We start from the raw sequence: 24,614 nt of genomic DNA on the forward strand, positions 1-24,614 counted from the left end.
AGCTACGCAGGCGTGCAGCTTATTCAGCTTCTTTCTTTGCTTTCACCTTAGCTGCGCGCTTAGCCCTTGCTTCCTTCGGATCAGCAATCAAAGGGCGATAGATCTCAACACGCTGACCTTCCCGCAAAATCGTCTCTTTAGGGTTTTTGATTGCTTTAGCAAAAATACCCATTGGATCATTCTCAGGATCGATCTGTGGATAAAGCTCCACAATGCCAGACTGAATAACCGCATCATAAGCAGTGCAATCATCAGCTACAGTCAACGCTATGATTTTTTGCTCTGTAGGAAGGGCATAAGCGACTTCAACATTCATAGTGACACTTTCTCTTAAACGTATACTTGGTCTGCGCGGGTTACGAAGGCATCAACCATAGTCGTTGCAACTTGGTTAAAGACCTTACTCATCGCCATAGAAGCAATTTTACCCGAGAACTCAAACTGTAAGCTTAAGCTTACTTTACACGCTTCATCACTCAGCGGTTTGAAATCCCACACTCCACTCAAACGAGAAAAGGGCCCCTCTTCCAATTCAAGCGTCATGCTTACAGGGCGGTTAAGCTGATTTCGGGTGGTAAAGCTATATTTCAAGCCACCTTTAGAAAGGAATAAAGTCGCAACCAACTCATCGTCGGTGCGACTTATAATCTCGGTGCTAGCGCACCAGGGCAAAAACTCAGGATATCGTTCTACATCATTTATAAGATCAAACATCTCTTCTGCAGTGTGCAAAACCAATGCACTGCGATCTACCTGAGTCATGCCTTTTTTTCATTCCTTTACTTCAACTTCTCAACTAGGTTGAGAATAAAGATTACAGCTACCGCTACTGGCGATACATATCACAGCGCAATATACCATGCATTGAACAGTAAAGGAGAGGAGATTGCCAATTCATCTTCGGCCATTTTACGAGTTACAAACCAACCCGCGAAGATTGCGATGAACAATCCACCCAATGGCAACATGACATTAGCCGTCATAAAGTCTAGGAAATCAAAGACATTGAAGCCCATCATCTTGAAGTCGGAGATGAAGTTGAAAGAACCTAGCGCAGCGATACCTAAGCCCCAAACAACCAGACCTAGTACGATACACGCTGGAACACGGCTCCAACCAAACTTCTCAACCAACCAAGCAGCTGCTGGTTCGATTAGAGAGATAGCCGAAGTCCAAGCTGCAATACCTACAAGCAAGAAGAATACGAAACCAAAGATCTGACCACCAGGCATCTGACCGAAAGCAACAGGCAGCGTCACAAACATCAGACCAGGACCTGCACCAGGATCCATGCCGTTAGCAAATACGATCGGGAAGATAACCAAACCAGCAATCAAAGCAACAATTGTATCCATTGCAGCGATTGTAATTACAGAGCCACCGATAGAGGTCTTCTTAGGCATGTATGAACCGTACGCCATAATCGCACCCATACCCAAGGATAGGGTGAAGAATGAGTGACCTAGCGCGATCAATACAGCATTCCAACTCAGTTCAGAGAAGTCGAAGTGGAATAGGAAATCAAAACCTTGAGAGAAGCCTTCTGTCTGCATGGAGTAACCAAGCATGATCAATAGAAGGATAAATAGCGCAGGCATCAATAACTTAACAGCGTTCTCAAGACCTTTCTTAACGCCACCAACGATAACCACCATTACCATTGCAACAAAGATCGTATGCCAGATCAGCAATGTCTGAGGATCAGCCAGTAAGTCATTGAAGACTTTACCCGCATCATCACTACCAATCGCAATGAAATCGCCAGTACCCATACCAGCAATGTAATAAAGCACCCAACCCGCAACTACAGAGTAGAACGAGAAGATCATAAAGCCGGCTAGGACACCCATCCAACCAACAAATGACCATTTCCCTGAATGATTGGCTTCTATCGCCACATCTTTCATAGCATTGATAGGACTTTGTCTACCACGTCGACCGATGAAGACCTCTGCCATCATGATTGGCACACCAACCATCAAGATACAGACAAGGTATACCAGTACGAACGCACCGCCACCATTTTCGCCCGCAATATATGGGAACTTCCAAATATTACCTAAGCCAACTGCCGAACCAGTGGCCGCCAAAATAAAGATCCAACGAGATGCCCAAGCACCGTGGATAGACTTCTTTTCCTGCATGAACTGCTACTCTTCTGGGGGGTTAGTCGCGAAAAAACGCAAATTCTTTCACTTTTTCCTTATTAAGTACATCGTTGACTGCTCAAAAAGTGCACACCCCGCTAGCTCCCCATAACTTTAGGGATTTCCCCTGTTTTAGATAGCAAAAACAGAGCTTTTTATTGTGCAGATTGCACATTCAGAACTTTGTAGAAGCAGATGAACAAATAGAAATAGTTTTCCCTGATTGCAAGGCGCTTTCCCTTAGCAAGCCTGATCTATATAATCGCCCGCCATGGCCAAGAAAAAGAAAGCCCCATCGGGCAACACAATTTGTCAAAATAAAAAAGCACGTCACGAATACCTAATTTCGGATAAATTCGAAGCAGGCCTCGTATTGACGGGCTGGGAAGTAAAAAGCCTTCGCGAAGGACGCGCGCAACTGGTGGAATCCTACGTGGTTATCCACAAAGGCGAAGCTTGGTTAGTCGGTGCGCATTTTACTCCGCTTAAAACCGCTTGCACCCATGTAGTCGCAGACCCCACCCGTGATCGCAAACTTCTGCTGAATCACCGCGAGCTGGTCAACATCATCAACGCGACCAATGCCAAAGGTTTCACCTGCGTTGCACTTGCCCTTTATTGGAAAGGCAATCGCATCAAATGCGAAATCGCACTAGGTAAAGGCAAGAAACAACACGACAAACGTGCCGCAGATAAAGACAAAGACTGGGCCCGTCAGAAACAACGTCTCATGGCAGCTAAATAGCTGCCATATTCCAACCTTTGCTCTGAATCTCCCTTCTTTATCGATCGCCATTTCAATCACGGCTACACTTTCAAAACCCTTTCAGCCTCTCCTATGAAGCCCCCAAAGGAACTTGCGCAAAAAAATTAGGTCGAAGCTACAAATCTACTCGTCTATACCCAACACAATAGGTATACTTGCGAGCTATCTGGGGATGACTTGGCTTCGACGCTGATTACAAAACCTTAGGTGCATGTCGAGAACGTAGTGAATCTCGTAAATCCCTCACTACACAGTTATAGTTGCTAACGACGATAACTACGCTCTAGCTGCATAAGTCAGCTTGTGCCGCTCCTTCAGGTGTCTGTAACTAAAGGATTTTGCGGTATCATTCGAGACAGAATCGCCCGGATGCTTCGCCTTAAGCTGAACGGCTAAAACTAAAAAGGCTCGCCCATAACACCCTGGTTCTCGGGTCGTGACGGGTTAACTCAATAGAGAAACCTAAACATGTAGATCTTGAGGCGGAGGATTGACGGACGCGGGTTCGACCCCCGCCATCTCCACCAAATACAAAAAAGCCCTGCTAGCAAAACTAGCAGGGCTTTTTTAATACGTCTTTTTCTATCTGGTTACTGCGTTAGCAGGCAAGACCCCAAAGGGTGTCGAAGTCCAGATTTTCCCAGCCGTCTTCGCCATCGTGAATCCAGAATGCACCACAGCATTCACAGCGATAGATCGAGCTTTCAGGGATTGAGCTAATCAACTTTAGGTCAGCATGTGGAAAGCCGAGCTTTTCTTGCCTTTCACAGTTACTGCAGGATCTTTTGTCATCTTCCATGATCGTATACCTAGATTTATTACCTAAGCGCTAGCTTACTGAATAATCCTGTTTCTGAAACTAGGAAAAATTCTTAATTTGTTAAATTTCGCGCAAAAAACTGTATTTTTTTATAGTTTTCTTCAGGCACAAAAAAACCGGCCTAAGCCGGTTTTTTTAGTACGCCAGTGTCGATTAAGACAGTGGGTAGTTGTCTGGTAGTGGCAGACGCGCAACACCAGAATCGATCGCTGCTTGAGCAACTGCAGTAGATACAGCGCCTAGTAGACGAGCGTCTGTTGCTTTAGGGATGATGTAGTCACGACCGAACTCTAGAGAGTCTAGACCGTAAGCATCAAGTACGTCCTGAGGAACTGGAGTCTTAGCCAGCTCAGCAAGCGCGCGTACAGCTGCTTCTTTCATCTCTTCGTTGATTGCAGTAGAACGAACGTCCATTGCGCCACGGAAGATGAATGGGAAGCCAAGTACGTTATTTACCTGGTTAGGGAAGTCAGAACGACCTGTCGCCATGATAACGTCGTCACGAGTTTCGTGAGCAAGTTCTGGGCGAATCTCTGGATCTGGGTTAGCGCATGCGAATACAACTGGGTTAGCAGCCATTTTAGATAGCTGTTCAGCAGAAAGCAGGTTAGGACCAGATAGACCAACAAACACGTCAGCACCGTCGATAGCATCGTCTAGAGTACGCTTGTCTGTTTCAGACGCGAACGCTGCTTTTTCTGGTGTTAGGTTTTCACGGCCAGAGTGGATAACACCTGTACGGTCGATCATGTAGATGTTTTCGATCTTAGCACCCATGTTCACTAGCAGCTTCATGCAAGCGTGAGCTGCAGCACCAGCGCCTAGGCATACGATTGAAGCTTCTTCTAGCTTCTTGCCAGCTACTTCTAGTGCGTTGATCATGCCAGCAGCTGTTACGATAGCTGTACCGTGCTGATCATCGTGGAATACAGGGATATTACAACGCTCGATCAGAACACGTTCGATTTCGAAACATTCTGGAGCTTTGATATCTTCTAGGTTGATACCACCGAAAGTGTCCGCGATGCGCGCAACAGTGTCGATGAATGCTTGTGGGCTTTCAGCGTCAACTTCGATATCGATAGAATCAAGGCCAGCGAAGCGCTTGAACAGCAGTGCTTTACCTTCCATTACTGGCTTAGAAGCCAATGGACCTAAGTCACCTAGACCTAGAATTGCAGAACCGTTAGAAATTACTGCGACTAAGTTACCTTTAGCCGTGTAACGGTATGCATTTTCAGGATCCTTTGCGATTTCACGAACCGGCTCTGCTACACCCGGGCTGTATGCCAAGGAAAGATCACGCTGAGACTCAGCGTCTGTAGACAGTTCCACACTGATTTTACCTGGACGTGGGAACTCATGGTAATCAAGAGCGGCTTGTTTCATATCATCAGACATAGCTGCTGTTCCAATCTAGTTAAAAAGTCGAACACAGAACTATATAGAAAACAGATTTGCCGAACAACTATTCCGCACCTGCAACAGGCTTTTTTTCTTTAGGTTAAACCTAAAGTACTAAAAAAACCTGCTAAGAAGTCGTAAAAAGATAGGATCAACGTTTAATGCTGTATATGTGCAGAGTGGCTAATGCTCATCAACCAAGGCTGGTAGTGTGCAGGTGCGTTATGACTTTTCGGCTTAATCCAGCCCCTAACGGTAATGGCTTTACCTTTCAAATCTTCAATTTTTAACCTGCCGCCTAGCTGCTCTGCAACAATAGGGCTAAATTTCACAGCTAATTCGTCACCAATCTCTAAAATCCAACCAGAACGGATCTTTTTAACCGCTTTAACTTTACCGTTTAAGATTCTAAAGCCTGACTCACGATTTTTTAGCGAAGCTACATCTCGAATAGGAGCTTGCTTCCATAACCCAAGCTTCGCTTCGACCGCACGCTGTTCAGCAGATTTGAGGCAATCAAGATATCCAAGATTCGGCGGTACCGCTATATGGTAGGCAAAACCGTTTTCAAGCAGTGATTCCCCAACATGCTGACCGTCAGCATAAAGATGTGCCAACCAACGTTTGTAGCGATCTTTTGGTTCTTTACCTACCACTAACGCAACATCAGCGCCTTTTAATAAGTTTTTCAGGTGAGCGGTTGCTTGATCAGCATAGGCTTCGGCAGGTTTGTCTTCCTTGGCTGTTTCTGGGGTATTGATACCGATAAGGCGAATACGACGGCCATCAGTCAGTTTTACCGTATCGCCATCGTAGATATGTGCAATGTTTACCGTTTCAGCATGACGAGGTTGTTCACACTGAGCCGCGATAACGACAGCACTGTAACCAGAAACAAAAAAGGCGCACCACAATGGGAGCGCCTTTTTCAAAATTCTCATAAGTGACATCACTTATTTTTTCATGCCGCGACCGCCGAAACGCTTGTTGAAGCGATCGATACGACCACCAGAAGTCGCTTCTTTCTGCTTACCAGTGTAGAAAGGGTGGCAAGCGGAGCAAACGTCCAAGTGCATGTCTTTGCCTACAGTGGACTTAGTTTTTACAACGTTACCGCAAGAACAAGTAGCGGAAATTTCTGTGTATTCCGGATGGATACCAGCTTTCATGACAAACCTCATTATATTCATGCCGCCACCTGATCTTCTGCCAGGCACCGCATTGATTTAAACTACCAGTAAAATAACTGGTACGTTAAGTAGGCGGCGAATTATACGCATCGATATAATGCTGCGCAACTTAAAACCGTTCAAAAAGTGAGCAATTTAAGCATATATGAGCATTTTACGGCTTGCCATTCCTAGCCCCCTACGCAGACTGTTCGATTACCACTGCCCTGAAGGGACCGACCCGCTTTCATTAAAGCCCGGCATTCGCGTTCTAGCTCCGTTTGGGAACAGGGAAGTCATTGGTATTTTAGTCGAGGTGGCGCAAAGCAGTGAGTTTGATCATAACAAGCTTAAAAGTGCTTCACAGATCTTAGATGACTCACCGCCTCTACCTGCTCACCTGTTTAAACTAGCGCGCTGGTCTGCAAGCTATTATCAGCACCCAGAGGGCGATGCCCTGCAACAAGCATTGCCGGTTTTACTGCGTAAAGGCCAAGCCTGCGAATATCAACACGAAACGTTGTGGCGCGCCGCTGAAGGCGCTTGTTTAAGCGCAATCAAGAGCAATGCAAAACGTCAATTAGAGGCGATGCAGCTATTACTCGATCATCCTCAAGGGATCAGCGCCGATGCTTTCCGTGCAGAAGGCGGGCAGACTGCCACCCTTAAAACCTTACAAGAGAAGCAGCTCGCCGAATCATTTAAGCGCGAACACAAACAGCACACAGGTCCGATACTGCATGAGTCGCCTCTTCCTTTAAATGAAGAACAAGATAATTGCGTAAAGCAGATCGCTCAATTTAATGCTTTTAACGCCTGTCTATTAGAAGGGGTTACTGGCTCAGGTAAAACCGAGGTTTACCTACAAGCGATCGAGAGAATCATTAATGAAGGTAAACAAGCCTTAGTGCTCGTGCCAGAGATCGGTTTAACGCCACAAACAGTGACACGCTTTCAGCAACGCTTTAGCGTACCTATTGTTGCCCTGCACTCCAATTTAACCGATCGCCAACGTTTGGATGCATGGTTACAAGCGCGCGAAGGTATTGCGCGAATTATTATTGGTACCCGTTCGGCTATTTTCACGCCGATGAAAGCACCCGGCATCATTATTATTGATGAAGAACATGATGCATCGTTTAAGCAACAAGACGGCTTCCGCTATTCCGCTCGCGATTTGGCGGTCGTTCGTGCTCGTGCCGAAGATATTCCTATCGTTTTAGGTAGTGCCACGCCGTCTTTAGAGACGCTACAAAACGCGATCGATGACCGCTATCACTGGCTCAAACTCACTCAACGCGCGGGTAACTCCTCCCCACCAGAATTCAGGTTACTGGATATCCGGCAGGAGAACTTATCAGATGGCCTTTCACCACAGCTAATACTGAACATAAAGAAGCATCTAGAAAGTGGTACACAGGTTCTAGTGTTTTTGAATCGCCGCGGATTCTCACCGACATTGACCTGTCATGATTGCGGCTGGATAGCAGATTGCACCCGCTGTGATGCCCACATGACTCTGCATCAACGCCCTGCGCATCTGCACTGTCACCACTGTGACAAACAAGCTGCTATTCCTCACCGTTGTCCTGAATGTAACAGTGACCAACTGCAGCCGGTTGGCGTAGGAACTGAGCGCAGTGAGCAAGCACTGCAAAAACTTTTCCCGCACTTCCCGGTGATTCGCGTCGATCGCGACAGTACTCAGCGAAAGAACGCGATGCAGGAGATCATGAATCAGGTAAACAGTGGTGATCCCTGTATTCTGGTGGGCACGCAGATGCTCGCCAAAGGACACCACTTCCCACGGGTAACACTGGTTGCGATCATCAATGCCGATAGCGGCTTATTTAGCGCCGATTTCCGTGGCATGGAGCGAACAGCACAGTTAATTCTACAAGTTGCAGGACGCGCTGGGCGTGCAGACCATGCGGGCACAGTCATGATGCAGACCTATCATGCGGACCACCCAACTCTGCAAACGCTGGTTCAGCATGGCTACAGCGCATTTGCTCAAGAGGAGCTGCATAACCGTAAAATGGCGCAACTACCGCCGTTTACTAACTACGCATTGCTCCGAGCAGAAACGACACAGAATGGTCGCGCAGAATCGTTTTTGAGTGCGATTAGGCAGCAGCTGGAAGATGACATGCTGCTGCCACAAGATGCCCATTGGATCGGACCTTTCCCTGCGCCTATGGAAAAACGCGCAGGCATGCATCGAGCACAGCTGATGATCTATGCGCAAAATCGTAAAGCGCTTCATCAGTTATTAGCCAACCTGTGCTGGTATCTAGAGCAAAATAAAGAGTCCCGAAAAGTACGCTGGTCTATAGATGTCGATCCAGCGGATACTTTTTAAGCAGATCTCGCCTTTCAGCTCTTAACATAGGCAGGTTTTACAGGGATAATACGCGGTTCTTCTGAAGCCCCAACCGATCAAATAGGTCGACCTTGGGCTCACCGACTTACTTCAAACGGTATTTGTACGCTAATGAAAGAGATAATTGCAGAGCTGATTGACTCCGCCCTGAAGACACTGATTGAAAATGGCACTTTGCCTGCCGACGTAGAACCTAAAATCATGGTGGAAAACACCCGTGATAAATCTCATGGTGACTACGCTTCTAACATCGCTCTGACATTAGCTAAACCAGCTCGCTGCAACCCTCGCCAACTGGCTGAGAAATTGGTTGAAGCACTACCAGCATCAGACAACCTAAAACGCACAGAAATTGCGGGCCCAGGTTTCATTAACTTCTTTATCAGTGGTGCTTCTACTAGCTCTCTGTTGAAAAACATTCTAGAGCAGAAGAACAACTACGGGCGTAACAATAACGGCGAAGGTAAAAAAGTTCAGGTTGAGTTTGTATCTGCAAACCCGACTGGCCCTCTACATATCGGTCACGGTCGTGGCGCAGCAGTAGGTGACTGCCTATGCCGCATCATGGAAGCGAATGGTTGGGATGTAACACGTGAGTTTTACTACAACGATGCCGGTCAACAGATCAACAATCTAGCGCTGTCGGTACAAGCACGCTGCAAAAACCTAACACCGGATGATCCAAGCTGGCCTGAAGATGGTTACCGCGGTGACTACATTATCGACCTAGCGAACAGCTACATGGCTGGCGACACTGTTGTATCTGAAGACCAGTCTTTCACTGGCGCTAAAGATGCAGATGATCTGGAATCTATCCGCCACTTCGCTGTTGCTTACTTACGTCGCGAACAGGATCTAGACCTTAAAGCGTTTGCAGTAGATTTTGATGTCTACTTCCTAGAATCTTCTCTTTACGCAGAAGGTAAAGTAGAAGCAGCGGTTCAGACGCTGATCGAAAACGATTTCACTTACGAAGATGGCGGCGCACTTTGGTTGCGTACGACGGACTTTGGCGATGACAAAGACCGTGTAATGCGCAAGAAAGATGGCGGTTACACTTACTTCGTACCAGACGTGGCTTACCACCTTGATAAGTGGCAGCGCGGTTTCGACACGGTAATCAACGAACAAGGTGCCGACCACCACAGCACGATCACACGTGTACGCGCAGGTCTTCAAGCACTTAAAGCAGACATCCCTCAGGGCTGGCCTGACTATGTACTTCACCAGATGGTTACCGTGATGCGCGGTGGTGAAGAGGTTAAGATCTCCAAGCGTGCCGGTAGCTACCTAACACTACGCGACTTAATCGACGAAGTAGGCCGCGATGCAACCCGTTACTTCCTAGCAGCACGTAAGTCTGACAGCCATCTAACCTTTGATATCGACTTGGCGCGTTCTCAGTCTGCTGACAACCCTGTTTACTATATCCAATACGCTCACGCGCGTGTTTGCTCTATCTTCCGCAAACTAAACGAAGGCAACTTGGAGTGGAACGAAGCAGAAGGCATCGCTGCACTAGATAAGCTAGAACTAGAATCTGAGAAGAACCTAGTGATCAATCTGGGCAAATACCCAGAAGTGGTTAAGAACGCAGCTAATGCTCGCGAACCACACCAGATCGCTAACTACCTGAAAGACCTAGCGGCTGAGTTCCACACTTACTACAACTCAGAGAAAACTCTAGTAGAAGACGCCGAGGTACGTAACGCGCGCCTAACACTGGCTATAGCAGTACGTCACGTACTTGCAAACGGCCTAGATCTACTAGGTGTATCTGCACCGGAGCAAATGTAAGTAGATGGCATCTCGCAAGGATTACGCCAAAACCAAGCGTGGCAAAGCTTCAGCTAGCCGCGCTAAGCCTGCCCCAAAAAGAGCACCTGCCAAACAGCAGAAAAAGCGCTTTCCTACTGGGCTGTTGGCGTTAACCTTATTGCTGCTGGGCGGCCTTGGTTACGGTTTGTATAACCTAACTAAGGTTGATCCTGGCGAAGCCAGTACGCCACTGGCCAACAGCAAACCTAAGCCTGCTCAGACGACTGAAAAGCCAAAACCAGCTCCATCGAAACCGGTTAAGAGTCAGGCCCCTGTTGTTGAGAAGTCGACTACGTCGACTGATAAGAGCCGTTTCGAATTTTACGAAATGCTTAAAGAGAGCGAAGTTGAAGCACCTAAGGATGTGTATAAATCCACGCCAAAAGATGCCAAAACTCAGCATAAGTATCTGCTACAAGCCGGCTCATTTAAGGCCAAAGCTGATGCAGAGAGAATGCGCGCTCAGTTGATACTGCTTGGACTGCCAAACGTCCACACCAATATCAGTACCAGCAAAGACGGCACCCAATGGTATCGGGTACGTGTTGGCCCATTCGATAACCGCTCGCGCTTATCCAAAGCCTACGATAAATTGGTTCAGCAAAATATCCAGCCTTTGCGAATCAAACAGTAAAAGCCAAAAGCCCATCCTTAAGTCGATGGGCTTTTTGTTTTTACAGCCTTGAAATTCATCTCTTAGTCACCATCTTTCTTTAAACCTATAAAGAAACAGTGCATTACGTTTCATCGATTTATAGCGCACTGTTTAAGATTCACTCCCATTAGGAGCAGATAATGACAACGATAGTATCCGTACGTCGTGGCGATAAAGTAGTTGTAGGCGGTGATGGCCAAGTATCGCTAGGCAACACTGTAATGAAAGGCACTGCACGTAAAGTTCGCCTTCTGCCTAAGCACGATGTAATTACCGGTTTTGCCGGCAGTACCGCTGACGCCATTACCCTACTTGATCTTTTTGAAGCTCAGCTAGAGAAACACCAAGGCAATATTTTCAATGCCGTTGTAAGCCTAGCGAAAGAGTGGCGTGGCGACCGCGTGCTTCGCAAACTTGAAGCGCTGATGCTGGTAGCCAACAAAGAGAAAACTTACCTAATTTCTGGTAGCGGCGACATTATCGAACCAGAAGATGGCGTTATCGCTATAGGTTCTGGCGGCAACTTCGCTTTGGCTGCCGCTCGCGCACTGACTGACAATACTGAGCTTTCCGCTAAAGATATTGTTGAGAAGAGCCTACATATCGCTGCTGGTATCTGTGTCTTTACCAACGGCAACCTGACCATCGAAGAACTTGATTCAGTTCAGTAATCCAGCCACAGGAGCTAAAAATGTCTAACATGACACCACGTGAAATTGTATCCGAGCTGGATCGTCACATTATCGGCCAAGACGAAGCGAAACGCGCAGTAGCCATCGCACTACGTAACCGCTGGCGTCGTATGCAACTTGATGATGAGATGCGTACTGAAGTGACCCCAAAGAACATCCTGATGATCGGTCCTACTGGTGTAGGTAAAACTGAGATCGCGCGTCGTCTAGCAAAACTGGCTAACGCACCGTTCATCAAAGTTGAAGCAACTAAATTTACCGAAGTCGGTTATGTTGGCCGTGACGTAGAAACCATCATCCGTGACTTGGTTGATATGTCGATCAAGATGCTGCGCGAGCAGGAGATGGATAAAGTACGCTTCCAGGCAGAAGAAGCAGCGGAAGAGCGTATTCTTGATGCCCTTCTACCACCAGCACGCCCAGCTAATTTTGGTGAAGAACCTACGCGCGAAGACAGCGCAACGCGCCAGGTATTCCGCAAAAAGCTACGTGAAGGCCAACTAGACGATAAAGAGATCGACATCGAAGTGGCTCAGCCACAGATGGGTGTTGAGATCATGGCGCCTCCGGGCATGGAAGAGATGACTAACCAACTGCAAAGCATGTTCTCTGGCATGGGCGGTGGTAAGAAACAATCTCGCCGCTTGAAGATCAAAGATGCTTTCAAAGCACTGGCTGATGAAGAAGCAGCTAACCTTGTTAAAGAAGATGAGCTGAAACAATCGGCAGTTGAGCTAGTTGAACAGCACGGTATCGTCTTCCTAGATGAGATCGATAAAGTCTGCAAAGGCGGCTCTAACAGCAGTGGTGACGTATCTCGTGAAGGTGTACAACGTGATCTGCTACCGCTAATCGAAGGCTGCACAGTAAGCACTAAGTACGGCATGATCAAAACAGACCACATTCTGTTTATCGCATCCGGTGCATTCCACTTGGCTAAGCCGTCTGATTTGATTCCAGAGCTGCAAGGTCGTCTGCCTATCCGTGTTGAGCTAAACGCTCTAACACCAGAAGACTTCCGCCGTATTCTGAAAGAGCCAAATGCGTCGCTGACTGATCAGTACACAGCGTTACTGGGTACTGAAGGCGTAGGTGTTGAGTTTACGGATGAAGGTATTCATCGTGTGGCTGAACTGGCATTTGAAGTAAACGAAAGCACAGAGAACATTGGTGCACGTCGTCTACACACAATGATGGAACGTCTACTCGAAGAGCTTTCTTTTGCAGCATCAGACTGCTCTGGTCAGACAATTAAAGTAGACAAAGCTTTTGTTGATCAGCAGCTTAGCGAGCTAAGCAAAGACGAAGACCTAAGCCACTATATCCTGTAATTTGGATCCTTTAATTAGGGAGTTAGATGATGTCTAAAGCACCATTACCGACTCAGATTAAGCTGCACAAGAAATCTCGCACGCTGGAATTAAGCTATGAGGATAAAACCTTTGAGCTAAGTGCCGAGTACCTACGCGTGCACTCCCCATCTGCTGAAGTACGCGGCCATGGTATAGGCAATGGCGTGCTGCAAACAGGTAAAAAGCATGTGGGTATTAAAGAGCTGATCCCTAGCGGCAATTACGCTCTAAAGATTGTGTTTGATGATGGTCATGACAGCGGCATCTATACGTGGGACTGCTTACATGACCTTGCTTACAATCGCGATCAGTATTGGCAAGAGTATCTGGATAAACTAGCTGATGCAGGTGAATCACGCGATGGCGGCATGATCGCTATCGGCCGATAAGCTTTCCACATCGTTAATAAATACTTAAAAGGGCTATTCATTAATAGCCCTTTTTATTTCTACGTCAGTTCTACCTAAAATAATCCCTTTTCAATCGCAGACAATTTCAGCGGATAAGGTTAAAATCCCCCTCTAATCTAAGATTTTCAGGACATCCGGATATGGCAGATCAACGCAACGACAACACCACTCACTTTGGCTATGAAAACGTCAAAAAAGAGGAAAAAGTACAGCGTGTTGCTGATGTCTTCCACAGTGTTGCTGGTAAATACGATCTGATGAACGATCTAATGTCCGGTGGTGTTCACCGTCTTTGGAAACGAATCACCATCGAGCAAAGTGGCGTTCGTACAGGTAACACGATCCTAGATATCGCAGGTGGCACCGGCGATCTGACAATGCGTTTCTCTCGCCTTGTGGGTCCTACAGGTAAAGTTGTTCTTGCTGACATCAACGACTCTATGTTGAAAGTTGGCCGTGACAAGCTGATGGATAAAGGCGTAACGGGTAATGTTGAGTTTGTTCAAGCAAACGCTGAAGCCTTGCCATTCCCTGATAACACCTTCGATGTGATCACAATCGCATTTGGTCTACGTAACGTAACCGATAAAGACGCAGCGTTACGCTCTATGGCACGCGTACTTAAGCCGGGCGGTAAGTTGATGGTATTGGAGTTTTCTAAAACAGATAACCCACTACTCACTAAAGCGTACGATTTCTACTCGTTCAATATCCTACCGCACATGGGGTCTGCAATTGCTGGCGATGCTGATAGCTACCGTTACTTGGCTGAGTCGATCCGCATGCACCCAGATCAGGAAACACTGAAAGGTATGATGCAGAATGCGGGCCTGACAAACTGCCGCTACCAGAATATGACTGGCGGTATCGTAGCACTACACACAGGTATCAAACCTTAATCGCCTTTTAGGATTTAACCCATGCTCGAGATGCTTCAAGCTACCCTATTCACGACTGCAGAAACGGTATGCAACCAACTGCTCAAACGTGACCCGGTTACCCTTCAACATCTTGAGCGCCTCTCTGGCAAAGTGATTGCGATTGAGTGCACTTCACCTGCACTAAACCTTTACCTATTGCCTAATGCCGATGGCCTTCAGATCCAATCAGTTTTCAACGATGAGCCGACGACAACGCTTCGTGGCAACGCTGCCGACTTTATCACCCTGCTAACCAGCAAAGATAAGTCTGATGCAATGTTTGGTAAGACGGTTCAGGTCAGCGGTGACAGCGCGTTAGCTACCCGCTTTCAACAGATTCTGAGCGACGCTCAAATCGATTGGGAAGCGATGCTAGGTGATGTGATTGGCGACCTTCCAGCACACCAAGTAGCTCTGTACACGGCTTGGAAAGCTCAATGGTATAAGAACAGTGCTTCTAGCTTTATCCAAAACTTGGATGAGTTTGTGAAAGAAGAAGTAAGGTTTATCCCTACACGTCCAGAGATGGACCTTTTCACCAATGAAGTTGAGCAACTTCAAGAGAGAGCTGAGCGACTGGCCGCTCGCGTTGAACAAACGCTGGCAAGGCACAAAGCTTAAGTTACCAACGTTTGCTGCAATCGTTCTGAATTAGAACGGTTTTACAACGACAAAGATCAAAATCGGAATAAAGATCAGTAACGGTAGTTCGTTAAACAAACGGAAGTAACGGCCACTGCGATCTAAAGTCCCCGCTCTCATTTTGTTTAAGTACGCTTTACACCAGAAGTGATAGCCGATTAGCAAACCGACAAACGTCAGTTTTGCATGCATCCAGCCACCACCAATACCGTAGCCAAACATCAGCCATAAGCCTAGGCCTACGGTGAAGATCGCCATAATACTCATAAAGCCGTAGAGCTTACCGGCCATGATCTCTAATCGAGCAACATCCTGGCCTGCTTCACGCCCCTCTACGTAATGAACAAAGATTCGTGGAAGGTAAAAGATACCTGCCATCCAACTGGTCATCGCAAGAATATGAAAGACTTTTATCCACAAAAACGACATACAAATTCCTTAGTAACCTAGCAGCGGATAGAGTTCTCCGCGCTTAACAATTTTATGAGCAGATTGAATTGTACCGTCACTCTGCCATTCTGAGATAACCTTCTTCAACAGGGGTAAGGCTTGCTCTTCGGTCATACCCGGTTTAATAACTGGCTGATAGAGCAGCTTGAGCAGCAGGTAATCTAAACCAGACAGCAGCGTCTCTGGAGTACGATCATTAAAGATAGAGGGGTAAACCTTTTCCGAATCATTCGGCAAACCCATCACCTGCGTAATCTCTTCCACAATGCAGGTAACTAATTTTCCATGCATCCTTGCCTGATCGACCGGAATAATTACCGCCGCCTGATCGATCTCATAGCGACCATTCACTCGAAAGTTCGCCATGCAAACCGCACCATGAACGATCTTTTCCGCACGCTTACCAAAGAGTTCACCCACCTGACGTTTCCACAAAGACTGCTTAGTGAAAACCATAATCAGGTTAGCGTCCTGTTTACGATTCACTGTCTTAATCGATAAACCGGTTATCTCGGACAGATGCTTGAGGTGCATATTTACCAAACTGGTATGTACCTCAGCGTCAGGTACTTGGTGATCCAGCCACACCCGTATTGGTTTATTCCAGCGTCTGACCATACGCCCTTGAAGGCTGTATTCATTGCGCAGCGCCACCTCTTTGAAGGCCTGCAGAATAAACTCAGGCTGCTGCCAGCGAACAGCAGGATCGACTGCCGCCGCAGGTAAGGTAAACAGCGCGCTGAATAACCCAATAAACAGAACGAAGCTTTTCACGTATTACACAGCTTCTGTTGATACGGAAAGAAGACCTGTCAGCTCTACCTGCAGTTTATCTCCAGGTACCACTGGGCCTACACCTGCAGGTGTGCCGGTTAACACAACATCGCCCGGCTCAAGGGTAAAGAACTCACTGGCATGGCTAAGTAACGGCAGCACTTGATTCAACATAGCTGCACTGTTGCCCTGCTGACGGATCTCACCGTTAACGGTCAATTTGATCTCTACGTCTTGTAGATCGGCAACTGAACTTGCAGCAATAAAAGGAGATAGAGGGCATGAACCATCGAACGCTTTCGCCTTCTCCCAAGGATGACCTTTCTCTTTTAGCTTTCCTTGAAGGTCGCGGAAAGTTAGATCTAAACCTAAACCCACGCCGCTAATCGCCGCTTGCGCTTCTTCTTCAGACGCATTACTCAGTTTAGAACCAATAAGAACCGCCATCTCCGTTTCAAAATGAACAGAACCATGCCCTTGCGGCACGGTAAACGGCTGAGTCATATCAACCACACTCGTTGCGGGTTTGATAAACAACATAGGCTCGGTAGGTATTGGATTATTCAACTCTGCAGCATGATCGGCATAGTTACGACCGACACAAATCACTTTACCCGTTGGCAGGTTTACCAAATCTCCGTCGACATTACTGTGTTGATAGCTCATAGGTACTCCTTAAATTATCGTAGGGTGAAGTTTACCCCCCAGCCGCACAGCGCTCCAGTTTTACGCTTGTTTTATAGTAGAGCATTAAACTGGATAGCAAAGTAATCAGCAGAACAACCAACGACCCAAAGACCACACCATCCCAGCCCCACGAGTGCCAAAACGGATCTAAATAGAAGCCACCGCTACTAGCCCCTAGGTAATAGAACAACAAATAAATAGACGATGCTGTCGCTCTAGCGTGCAACGCGATATGACTAACCCAACTACTTGCACAGGAATGCGCTAAAAAGAAACCAAAAGCACTGACCAAGAAGCCTAAAATGATCGCCCATAAACTGCCCTGTAGAGTCAGTAGCGTACCGGCCATCAAAATAATGATTCCCATAGCCATGACTAACGGCTGCGGTATATTTTTGGCAATACGTCCGGAGAACGCAGCGCCTACCGTACCGCTCAGGTACGTCAGGAATAGTAAGCCAAGCACACCCGCTGATAGGTAATAGGGCTCATCGGCCAGCAGAAATGTGGCATAACTGTATTGGTTGATAAAGATAAAAAAGTTAAGTCCGCCCACTATATAAGCGAGTAGCAACAGAGGATTGGAAAGGTGCTGATAAGCGTCTTTTATCATCTGCGTTGGCACGACTTTTCTTGCATTGAAATTCTCTGATGGCGGTAACAACCAGACAAATAGGCATAGACAGAAGAAGCTAATAAAGGTCATCAGGGCGAATGCTTCCTGCCAGCCAAAAAGCTCACCTGCAAAGCCACCAATAAGACGCCCGCCAATGCCCCCTAAAGTGTTACCGCTGATATACAAACCAACCGCAGCAATTAATCCTTTCTTTGTGAACTCATCGCCCATATAAGCGATCGCGATTGCCGGCAAGCCTGCTAAGCAAATACCTTGTAATGCTCGCCAGAACAAAAGCCACCTAAAATCAGATACCTGTGACAATACAAAACTACAAAGCACCGCCCCACACATAGTCATAAGCATCAATCGCGTACGTCCGAGGGCATCAGATAGGGGGCCAAACACCAACAGAGACAAACCTAAAGTCAAAGTGGTCACTGTTAAGCTCCAACTGGCTAATAGTGGACTAATATCAAATTCATCAGCCAACATCGGTAGCAAAGGATGCGTGATATAGAGATTGGCAAACACCATAAAAGAGCCTAAGCATAAGGCCATAGTTGCGCGCCAAAATTGATTTGTTCCGACTTCAATCATGTTCCACCTCTCATTCGTGGTGGAAGACTAGCAATCGCAATGCCATCATAAAAATATATACTTCTTATGGCTTTGATAAGAAAATATGATGATGGATATAAAACACCTACGCTATTTCAAAACCGTTGCCGATCTAAATAGCTTCACTAAAGCCGCTGAAAAGCTGCACATTGCACAGCCTGCAATGAGTATGGCGATCAGAAAGCTAGAAGAAGAGTTAGATCTAAAGCTACTGCATAGATACGACCGTAAAATCAGCCTGACCGATGAAGGTGAACACCTTTATCGCCATGCGAATAAGATTTTACAGGCTACCGAAGATGCCATTTTGGAGATGCAGGAGCTGAAAGGGTTACTCAAAGGCGAGGTACGCGTAGGCATTCCTAGCATGCTTGGCTCTTATTATTTCCCACCTATTTTGATGGCGTTTCGGCATCGTTATCCACAACTGACATTAACCGTTATTGATGGTGGCGCAGGCAAACTGCAACGACTGTTAGAACAAGGGGAACTCGATTTAGCAGTTATCGTAGATAAATCCATCCCCAGTAAGAACTTAGAATCTAAAATCTTTCTGCAAGAACAGATGATGGTGATCTCACCGCTAGACCACCCCTTTGCCAGTTTAGACAGTGTTGAATATGCACAACTCTTTGCGGAAGAGCTGGTGATGTTTAATACCGGCTTTTTCCACCGCAATGTAGTCGATGATCTGGCGGCACAGGCCGGTATCACTCCCAAGATCAGCTTTGAGACTAATTTAATTCCTCTAATTAAATCGATTGTTAAACAGGGGTATGCAATCTCAACCCTGATGGCGATGGTGATCGAAGATGAACCGGGATTAGTGGCGCGCCCTTTCACAAAACCGGTCTGGTTGGATCTTTCAATTGCGTGGCGTAAAGATGGCTATCTATCTCAGGCCAACCAAACCTTTGTCGATTTTGTTTTGGAAAACAGTCCGATTAAACCCTGAAATTTGCAGCGATTAGCATTTAATTTTATGATTCGCGCAAATTTTAGGAGATCAAACATGCTGAACGTAAACGAATACTTTGACGGCAAAGTAAAATCTATCGGCTTCGAAAACAGCGAAGGTAAAGTAACTTCTGGCGTAATGGCACCAGGCGAATACGAATTCGGCACAAGCGAAGACGAACTGATGAAAGTAGTTAGCGGTGAGCTAATCGTTAAACTACCTGGCAGCGAAGAGTTCCAGTCTTTCCCAACAGGCACTGAATTCAAAGTAGCAGCGAACCAGAGCTTCCAGCTTAAAGTTGAGCAAGCAACTGCTTACCTTTGCTTCTACGGCTAAGTAAAAGCTTGGCTTCTATATTCCCAATATAGAAGCCTTTCCCTACAAATACCCGCTTTATACAATCCACCTCATCTCAAGATGAATATTTTTCCGCCAATCTGAGCTTATCATTCATCCTTTTCAACTTTGGCTGTGCTAATATTCGCGCTTAATTTTAAAGCGTTTAAACCTGTGGCCCTCCTAAACGCTAGGAAAAGCCACGCAAATTAAAGAGCTGCACACCATGAGCCAAACAACCTCTCTCGATAAAAGCAAAATCAAAATTTTGCTTCTGGAAGGCGTACACCAATCTGCGGTGGACACTTTTAATCAGAATGGTTACACCAACATCGAATTCTTAACTGGTTCCCTACCAGAAGAAGAGTTGATTGAGCGTGTTAAGGACGTTCACTTCATCGGTATCCGTTCCCGTACTCAGCTAACTGAACAAGTATTTGAAGCTGCTGAAAAGCTAGTAGCTGTTGGTTGCTTCTGTATCGGTACTAACCAGGTAAACCTGGAAGCCGCAACGATGCGTGGTGTCGCAGTATTTAATGCTCCATTCTCTAACACTCGTTCTGTTGCAGAGCTAGTGATCGCTGAAGCAATTCTTCTGCTTCGTGGCGTTGCAGAGAAGAATGCTAAAGCTCACCGTGGTGAGTGGCAGAAATCGGCTAAAAACTCTTACGAAATCCGTGGCAAAAAGCTAGGTATCGTAGGTTACGGCAGCATCGGCTCTCAGCTAAGCGTTATTGCTGAAGCGATGGGCATGCAAGTGTTCTTCTACGATGTAGTGACTAAGCTACCACTAGGTAACGCGACTCAAGTTGGCTCTATGAAAGAGCTGCTAAACATGAGTGACATCGTTTCTCTACACGTGCCAGAAACGCCAGCCACTAAAGATATGATGGGCGAAGCTCAGTTCGCTGAGATGAAGCAGGGTTCTATCTTCCTTAACGCTGCTCGCGGTACAGTTGTTGTAATCGATGAGCTATGTAAAGCACTAGATTCTGGTCGTCTACTAGGCGCTGCTATCGACGTATTCCCTGTTGAGCCACGTACTAACAATGACGAATTCATCTCACCACTTCGTGAGTATGACAATGTAATCCTAACTCCACACGTAGGCGGTTCTACGATGGAAGCTCAGGAAAACATCGGTTACGAAGTAGCTGAGAAGTTGATCAAGTACAGTGATAACGGTTCTTCTATCACGTCTGTTAACTTCCCAGAAGTTGCTCTACCAGAGCACCCACACGTTCACCGTCTACTTCACGTACACAACAACGTGCCGGGCATTATGTCTGCGATCAACACTGTATTCTCTGAAAACAGCGTTAACATCAGCGGTCAGTACCTGCAGACTAACGAGAAAGTTGGTTACGTAGTGGTAGACGTTGATGCAGATTGCTCAGCGGTAGCACTAGAAAACTTGAAGCAGATCGAAGGCACAATCCGCTGCCGTCGTTTGTTCTAAGTTGATCTGATTTAATCAAAACGGGCAGCCTCAGAGCTGCCCGTTTTCGTTTTCCCAGCGTTTAAATATCGATTCAATCTGATTGAACACCTGATCTCGGTATTGCGGTGTTTCATTCACCAAATGATGTTTAGCATCATCAATCAACGTTAATTCCATCTCAGGATAAAGCCTGCCCAACACTGCCATATTGTGCTGCCAATCAACCGTGCTATCGAGGGTTCCTTGAATCATGTGGATGCGCCCCGACACAGGCAGATGCGCTTCGATCCAATCCCCCCACGCCAACATAGCACCCACCCAACTCACAGGGATTTCGCGGTGTTGCAAACAATCCCCTTCTCGTAGAAAGCGAATAAAGTCATCATCATGAGAGTTTTGACTATAACGTCTCGGTACACGCCGTAATACGTATTTCAGCCAGCGAAATTTGCGCTGTATGCTGCGCCACAGGCTTGGTCTTACTAAAGGCGCCAACAACACTCGTTCACCCAAGGAAGGCATGGTTTGATCGGTGAATAGGAGTTGATGCGCCATCACCACCGCACCACCTGTGCTCTGACCAACTAAATGAACGGGATAAGATAACTCCTGATCTAAACTCGCCAGAAGCTCTGCTAGTTGAGTCGCATAGTGTTGAAAATCATCCACAGCCAGTGGATCGCCATCGGATAAACCATGACCACTCAAATCGTAACAGAGCAGATCAAAACCACTTTTTAAAAGGTCATCAATCAAGTGCTGATATAAGCCAACATGGTCCATATAGCCATGCACCAACACAACCGTTCCGCGGTTATGGGAACGATCTAAAACCGAGAAGGACTGCAGCGTAACTGAGACCTCATCTAGCGCTATACGACCAATCCGATAATTGGATTTTTCAGCGATATCCAATAAGCCATAACAAGCTAAATAAGCACGGACACTTTCACTTGGAATTCCAAAACCCGTTTCAATATAAGGCCTTAGCCCTTTCACAAGGAGATCACGATCAAATATAGCCATAAACACCACCTTAGGGACTTAGCCACACAGCTTAGGTGATCATTTCTTACTTAACCTTAGCTAAAACCACAGCCATTCGCTCAATTTATACCGAATATAAGGCCCATTTATCATACTTTTGGGTCGACTTAGGCGACAATAAGACACCATTGCGCTACTGTGCGATGCACAAATTTAGCTGCAAATTAATCGACAGCGATCATTCACTCAGCTACCGGTAGCCTCGCACCGGAGCTGGCAGAATATTTACTGGGGCAATTCATTATGAGTCAAAGAGTACAGAGTGGCGGTCTTCAGGTTGCACAGGCTCTATACGATTTCGTTAACAACGAAGCACTGCCAGGCACTGGCGTAACTAGCGAACAGTTCTGGGCTGGCTTTGATGCCATCGTTCACGACTTGGCGCCAAAGAACCGTGACCTACTAGCTAAACGTGATGCGATCCAAGAGCAGATCGATGCATGGCACCGTGAGCGTCAAGGTCAGGCTTTCGATCTAGAAGCGTACAAAGGCTTCCTATCTGAGATCGGTTACCTATTGCCAGAAGGCGAAGATTTCGAAGCGACTACTTCAAACGTTGACCCAGAAATGGCAACAATGGCTGGTCCTCAGCTAGTAGTACCTGTAATGAATGCTCGTTTCGCACTTAACGCAGCTAACGCACGTTGGGGTAGCCTATACGACGCGCTTTACGGTACTGATGCAGTATCTGAAGAAGGCGGCGCTGAGAAATCTGGTTCTTACAATCCAGCTCGTGGCGCTAAAGTTATCGAAGCTGCACGTACTTTCCTCGACACAGCAGCTCCACTAGCGGCAGGTTCTCACAAAGATTCTGCTGGCTACAGCATCCAAGACAACAAGCTTGTTGTTGTAATGCGCGATGGCAGCGAAACTACGCTAGCACAAGCTGAAAAGCTGATCGGTTACACTGGTGAAACAGCTGCTCCGATATCTATCCTATTCAAAAACAACGGTCTGCACTTCGAAGTACAGATCGACCGTGAAAGCCAGATCGGTAAAGACGATGCTGCAGGCATCAAAGATATCGTGATGGAAGCTGCTCTAACAGCGATCATGGACTGTGAAGACTCTGTAGCAGCAGTAGACGGCGACGATAAAGTTGTTATCTACCGCAACTGGTTGGGTCTAATGAAAGGCGATCTAACTGAAGAAGTTAGCAAAGGTGGAAAAACTTTCACTCGCTCTATCAACGCTGACCGTGAATTCACTGCTCTAGACGGTTCTAACCTTGCTCTTAAAGGCCGTAGCTTGATGTTCGTACGTAACGTTGGTCACCTGATGACTAACGAAGCTGTACTAGACAAAGATGGCAACGAAGTTCCTGAAGGCATCATGGACGGTGTTGTAACTACGCTTATCTCTATGCACGATATGCAGGGTAAAGGTAAGTTCAGTAACACAACTACAGGTTCTACATACATCGTAAAACCTAAGATGCACGGTCCAGAAGAAGTTTCTTTCGCGAACGAACTATTCGCTCGTATCGAAGACATGCTTGGCCTAGAACGCTTCACTATGAAGATGGGCATCATGGATGAAGAGCGCCGTACAACTGTTAACCTGAAAGAGTGTATCCGCGCTGCTAAAGAGCGTGTTGTATTCATCAACACAGGTTTCCTAGATCGTACTGGTGACGAGATCCATACATCTATGGAAGCTGGCCCAATGATCCGCAAAGGCGACATGAAAGCTGCTGCATGGATCGGTGCTTACGAAAACTGGAACGTAGACAACGGTCTTCTATGTGGCCTACAAGGTCGCGCTCAGATCGGTAAAGGTATGTGGCCAATCCCTGATCAGATGGCAAACATGCTTGAAGCTAAGATCGGTCACCCAATGTCTGGTGCTAACACTGCATGGGTTCCATCTCCAACAGCTGCTGTTCTTCACGCGACTCACTACCATCAGGTAGACGTATTCGCACGTCAGGACGAGTTGAAAGTACGCGATCGCGCGAACCTAGACGACATCCTAACTGTACCAGTTGAAGCTAACCCAAGCTGGACGGCTGAAGAGATCCAACAAGAGCTAGACAACAACGCTCAGGGTATCCTAGGTTACGTTGTTCGCTGGATCGACCACGGTGTTGGTTGTTCTAAAGTGCCTGACATCAACGATGTTGGCCTAATGGAAGACCGTGCAACACTACGTATCTCTAGCCAGCACATCGCTAACTGGTTACGCCACGGTATCTGTTCTGAAGAGCAGGTAATGGAAACGCTTAAGCGTATGGCTGCTGTAGTAGATCGCCAGAACGAAAACGATCCTCTATACCGCCCAATGGCTGGTAACTTCGAAGATAGCGTTGCATTCGCTGCAGCGTGCGAACTAGTAATCGAAGGCTGTGTACAGCCAAACGGTTACACTGAGCCAGTTCTGCACCGTCGCCGTATCGAAGCGAAAGCTAAATTTGGCGCATAATCAGCCAAATTAAAGAGCTTTAAAACTGAAAAGCCGTGCTGAAAAGCGCGGCTTTTTTGTTTAGGCTGCCTCCCCCCTAAAATAG

The 24,614-nt window shown here is 46.8% G+C and carries 25 protein-coding genes and 1 other RNA gene; 14 read left to right on the top strand and 12 right to left on the bottom strand.

Features of this window, described 5'->3' with window-relative positions; translation table 11 throughout:
* Positions 1-19 precede the first annotated feature (19 nt).
* The 3 genes from ACMXYV_RS16055 to ACMXYV_RS16065 form a co-directional block, all read right to left on the bottom strand.
* Positions 20-316 carry an RnfH family protein gene (locus ACMXYV_RS16055; protein WP_415882587.1) on the bottom strand — a complete coding sequence of 99 codons (297 nt, stop codon included), beginning with the start codon at positions 314-316 and terminating at the stop codon, positions 20-22.
* Between the two features lie 14 nt (positions 317-330).
* The gene (locus ACMXYV_RS16060) at positions 331-762 is read right to left on the bottom strand and encodes a type II toxin-antitoxin system RatA family toxin (protein ID WP_415882588.1); all 432 of its coding nucleotides are present in this window, start codon (positions 760-762) and stop codon (positions 331-333) included.
* Between the two features lie 80 nt (positions 763-842).
* Complete coding sequence (locus ACMXYV_RS16065; RefSeq protein WP_415889450.1) at positions 843-2,144, bottom strand: sodium-dependent transporter; 1,302 nt, start codon at positions 2,142-2,144, stop codon at positions 843-845.
* Between the two features lie 274 nt (positions 2,145-2,418).
* Here ACMXYV_RS16065 and smpB point away from each other — a divergent pair, with 274 nt between their 5' ends.
* Together smpB and ssrA are read left to right on the top strand one after the other, a co-directional pair.
* Positions 2,419-2,892, top strand: coding sequence for an SsrA-binding protein SmpB (smpB, locus tag ACMXYV_RS16070; RefSeq protein ID WP_415889451.1), 474 nt, complete (start codon positions 2,419-2,421; stop codon positions 2,890-2,892).
* A 189-nt stretch (positions 2,893-3,081) separates the two neighbouring features.
* Positions 3,082-3,440: a transfer-messenger RNA gene (gene ssrA / locus ACMXYV_RS16075) on the top strand.
* A gap of 71 nt (positions 3,441-3,511) precedes the next feature.
* Here the strand turns inward: ssrA and ACMXYV_RS16080 are convergent.
* From ACMXYV_RS16080 to rpmE, 4 genes are all read right to left on the bottom strand, one after another.
* Positions 3,512-3,712, bottom strand: a complete 201-nt coding sequence (locus ACMXYV_RS16080) for a hypothetical protein (RefSeq protein WP_415889452.1) — start codon at positions 3,710-3,712, stop codon at positions 3,512-3,514.
* Between the two features lie 174 nt (positions 3,713-3,886).
* The gene (locus tag ACMXYV_RS16085) at positions 3,887-5,134 is read right to left on the bottom strand and encodes a malic enzyme-like NAD(P)-binding protein (protein WP_415889453.1); all 1,248 of its coding nucleotides are present in this window, start codon (positions 5,132-5,134) and stop codon (positions 3,887-3,889) included.
* Positions 5,135-5,295: 161 nt separating this feature from the next.
* Positions 5,296-6,078 (bottom strand): thermonuclease family protein, encoded by a 783-nt coding sequence (locus ACMXYV_RS16090; RefSeq protein WP_415889454.1) that lies wholly within the window; start codon positions 6,076-6,078, stop codon positions 5,296-5,298.
* 12 nt (positions 6,079-6,090) lie between these two features.
* A complete protein-coding gene (gene rpmE / locus ACMXYV_RS16095; protein ID WP_415891460.1) occupies positions 6,091-6,306 on the bottom strand; it encodes a 50S ribosomal protein L31 in 216 nt (71 codons plus the stop codon).
* 166 nt (positions 6,307-6,472) lie between these two features.
* Between rpmE and ACMXYV_RS16100 the strand changes: the two genes are divergently transcribed.
* The 8 genes from ACMXYV_RS16100 to ACMXYV_RS16135 all read left to right on the top strand — a co-directional run bounded on the left by ACMXYV_RS16100 (position 6,473) and on the right by ACMXYV_RS16135 (position 15,157).
* Entirely contained in the window at positions 6,473-8,668 is a 2,196-nt protein-coding gene (locus ACMXYV_RS16100) for a primosomal protein N' (protein WP_415889455.1), read from the top strand.
* A gap of 132 nt (positions 8,669-8,800) precedes the next feature.
* Entirely contained in the window at positions 8,801-10,486 is a 1,686-nt protein-coding gene (gene argS / locus ACMXYV_RS16105) for an arginine--tRNA ligase (protein ID WP_415889456.1), read from the top strand.
* 4 nt (positions 10,487-10,490) lie between these two features.
* Complete coding sequence (locus ACMXYV_RS16110; protein WP_415889457.1) at positions 10,491-11,141, top strand: SPOR domain-containing protein; 651 nt, start codon at positions 10,491-10,493, stop codon at positions 11,139-11,141.
* 161 nt (positions 11,142-11,302) lie between these two features.
* Positions 11,303-11,833: an ATP-dependent protease subunit HslV gene (hslV, locus tag ACMXYV_RS16115; protein WP_415882631.1), complete on the top strand. Its 531-nt coding sequence runs from the start codon at positions 11,303-11,305 to the stop codon at positions 11,831-11,833.
* A gap of 20 nt (positions 11,834-11,853) precedes the next feature.
* Entirely contained in the window at positions 11,854-13,185 is a 1,332-nt protein-coding gene (gene hslU / locus ACMXYV_RS16120; protein ID WP_415889458.1) for an ATP-dependent protease ATPase subunit HslU, read from the top strand.
* Between the two features lie 29 nt (positions 13,186-13,214).
* Positions 13,215-13,595: a gamma-butyrobetaine hydroxylase-like domain-containing protein gene (locus ACMXYV_RS16125; protein ID WP_415889459.1), complete on the top strand. Its 381-nt coding sequence runs from the start codon at positions 13,215-13,217 to the stop codon at positions 13,593-13,595.
* A 161-nt stretch (positions 13,596-13,756) separates the two neighbouring features.
* Positions 13,757-14,515 (top strand): bifunctional demethylmenaquinone methyltransferase/2-methoxy-6-polyprenyl-1,4-benzoquinol methylase UbiE, encoded by a 759-nt coding sequence (ubiE, locus tag ACMXYV_RS16130; RefSeq protein ID WP_415886030.1) that lies wholly within the window; start codon positions 13,757-13,759, stop codon positions 14,513-14,515.
* A gap of 21 nt (positions 14,516-14,536) precedes the next feature.
* Positions 14,537-15,157: an SCP2 domain-containing protein gene (locus ACMXYV_RS16135; RefSeq protein WP_415889460.1), complete on the top strand. Its 621-nt coding sequence runs from the start codon at positions 14,537-14,539 to the stop codon at positions 15,155-15,157.
* A gap of 30 nt (positions 15,158-15,187) precedes the next feature.
* On the opposite strand, the gene ACMXYV_RS16140 is transcribed toward ACMXYV_RS16135, so the two are convergent.
* From ACMXYV_RS16140 to ACMXYV_RS16155, 4 genes are read right to left on the bottom strand one after another with little or no spacing between them, the layout of a single operon-like run.
* A complete protein-coding gene (locus ACMXYV_RS16140; protein ID WP_415889461.1) occupies positions 15,188-15,607 on the bottom strand; it encodes a CopD family protein in 420 nt (139 codons plus the stop codon).
* A 9-nt stretch (positions 15,608-15,616) separates the two neighbouring features.
* Positions 15,617-16,402, bottom strand: a complete 786-nt coding sequence (locus ACMXYV_RS16145) for a DUF2927 domain-containing protein (RefSeq protein WP_415889462.1) — start codon at positions 16,400-16,402, stop codon at positions 15,617-15,619.
* 3 nt (positions 16,403-16,405) lie between these two features.
* The gene (locus ACMXYV_RS16150; protein WP_415889463.1) at positions 16,406-17,068 is read right to left on the bottom strand and encodes a fumarylacetoacetate hydrolase family protein; all 663 of its coding nucleotides are present in this window, start codon (positions 17,066-17,068) and stop codon (positions 16,406-16,408) included.
* Positions 17,069-17,099: 31 nt separating this feature from the next.
* Positions 17,100-18,305 (bottom strand): MFS transporter, encoded by a 1,206-nt coding sequence (locus tag ACMXYV_RS16155; RefSeq protein WP_415889464.1) that lies wholly within the window; start codon positions 18,303-18,305, stop codon positions 17,100-17,102.
* A gap of 91 nt (positions 18,306-18,396) precedes the next feature.
* Here ACMXYV_RS16155 and ACMXYV_RS16160 point away from each other — a divergent pair, with 91 nt between their 5' ends.
* From ACMXYV_RS16160 to serA, 3 genes are all read left to right on the top strand, one after another.
* Positions 18,397-19,281, top strand: a complete 885-nt coding sequence (locus ACMXYV_RS16160) for a LysR family transcriptional regulator (protein ID WP_415889465.1) — start codon at positions 18,397-18,399, stop codon at positions 19,279-19,281.
* A gap of 57 nt (positions 19,282-19,338) precedes the next feature.
* Entirely contained in the window at positions 19,339-19,620 is a 282-nt protein-coding gene (locus ACMXYV_RS16165) for a pyrimidine/purine nucleoside phosphorylase (RefSeq protein WP_415882641.1), read from the top strand.
* A gap of 226 nt (positions 19,621-19,846) precedes the next feature.
* Positions 19,847-21,079 carry a phosphoglycerate dehydrogenase gene (gene serA, locus ACMXYV_RS16170; RefSeq protein ID WP_415882642.1) on the top strand — a complete coding sequence of 411 codons (1,233 nt, stop codon included), beginning with the start codon at positions 19,847-19,849 and terminating at the stop codon, positions 21,077-21,079.
* Between the two features lie 30 nt (positions 21,080-21,109).
* Here the strand turns inward: serA and ACMXYV_RS16175 are convergent, their stop codons facing one another.
* The gene (locus ACMXYV_RS16175; RefSeq protein ID WP_415889466.1) at positions 21,110-22,087 is read right to left on the bottom strand and encodes an alpha/beta hydrolase; all 978 of its coding nucleotides are present in this window, start codon (positions 22,085-22,087) and stop codon (positions 21,110-21,112) included.
* A 264-nt stretch (positions 22,088-22,351) separates the two neighbouring features.
* Here ACMXYV_RS16175 and ACMXYV_RS16180 point away from each other — a divergent pair, with 264 nt between their 5' ends.
* Positions 22,352-24,529 (top strand): malate synthase G, encoded by a 2,178-nt coding sequence (locus ACMXYV_RS16180; RefSeq protein WP_415889467.1) that lies wholly within the window; start codon positions 22,352-22,354, stop codon positions 24,527-24,529.
* The last annotated feature ends 85 nt before the right edge of the window (positions 24,530-24,614 follow it).

This window comes from Neptuniibacter sp. SY11_33 (genome assembly GCF_047778025.1).
Taxonomy (GTDB): Bacteria; Pseudomonadota; Gammaproteobacteria; order Pseudomonadales; family Balneatricaceae; genus Neptuniibacter.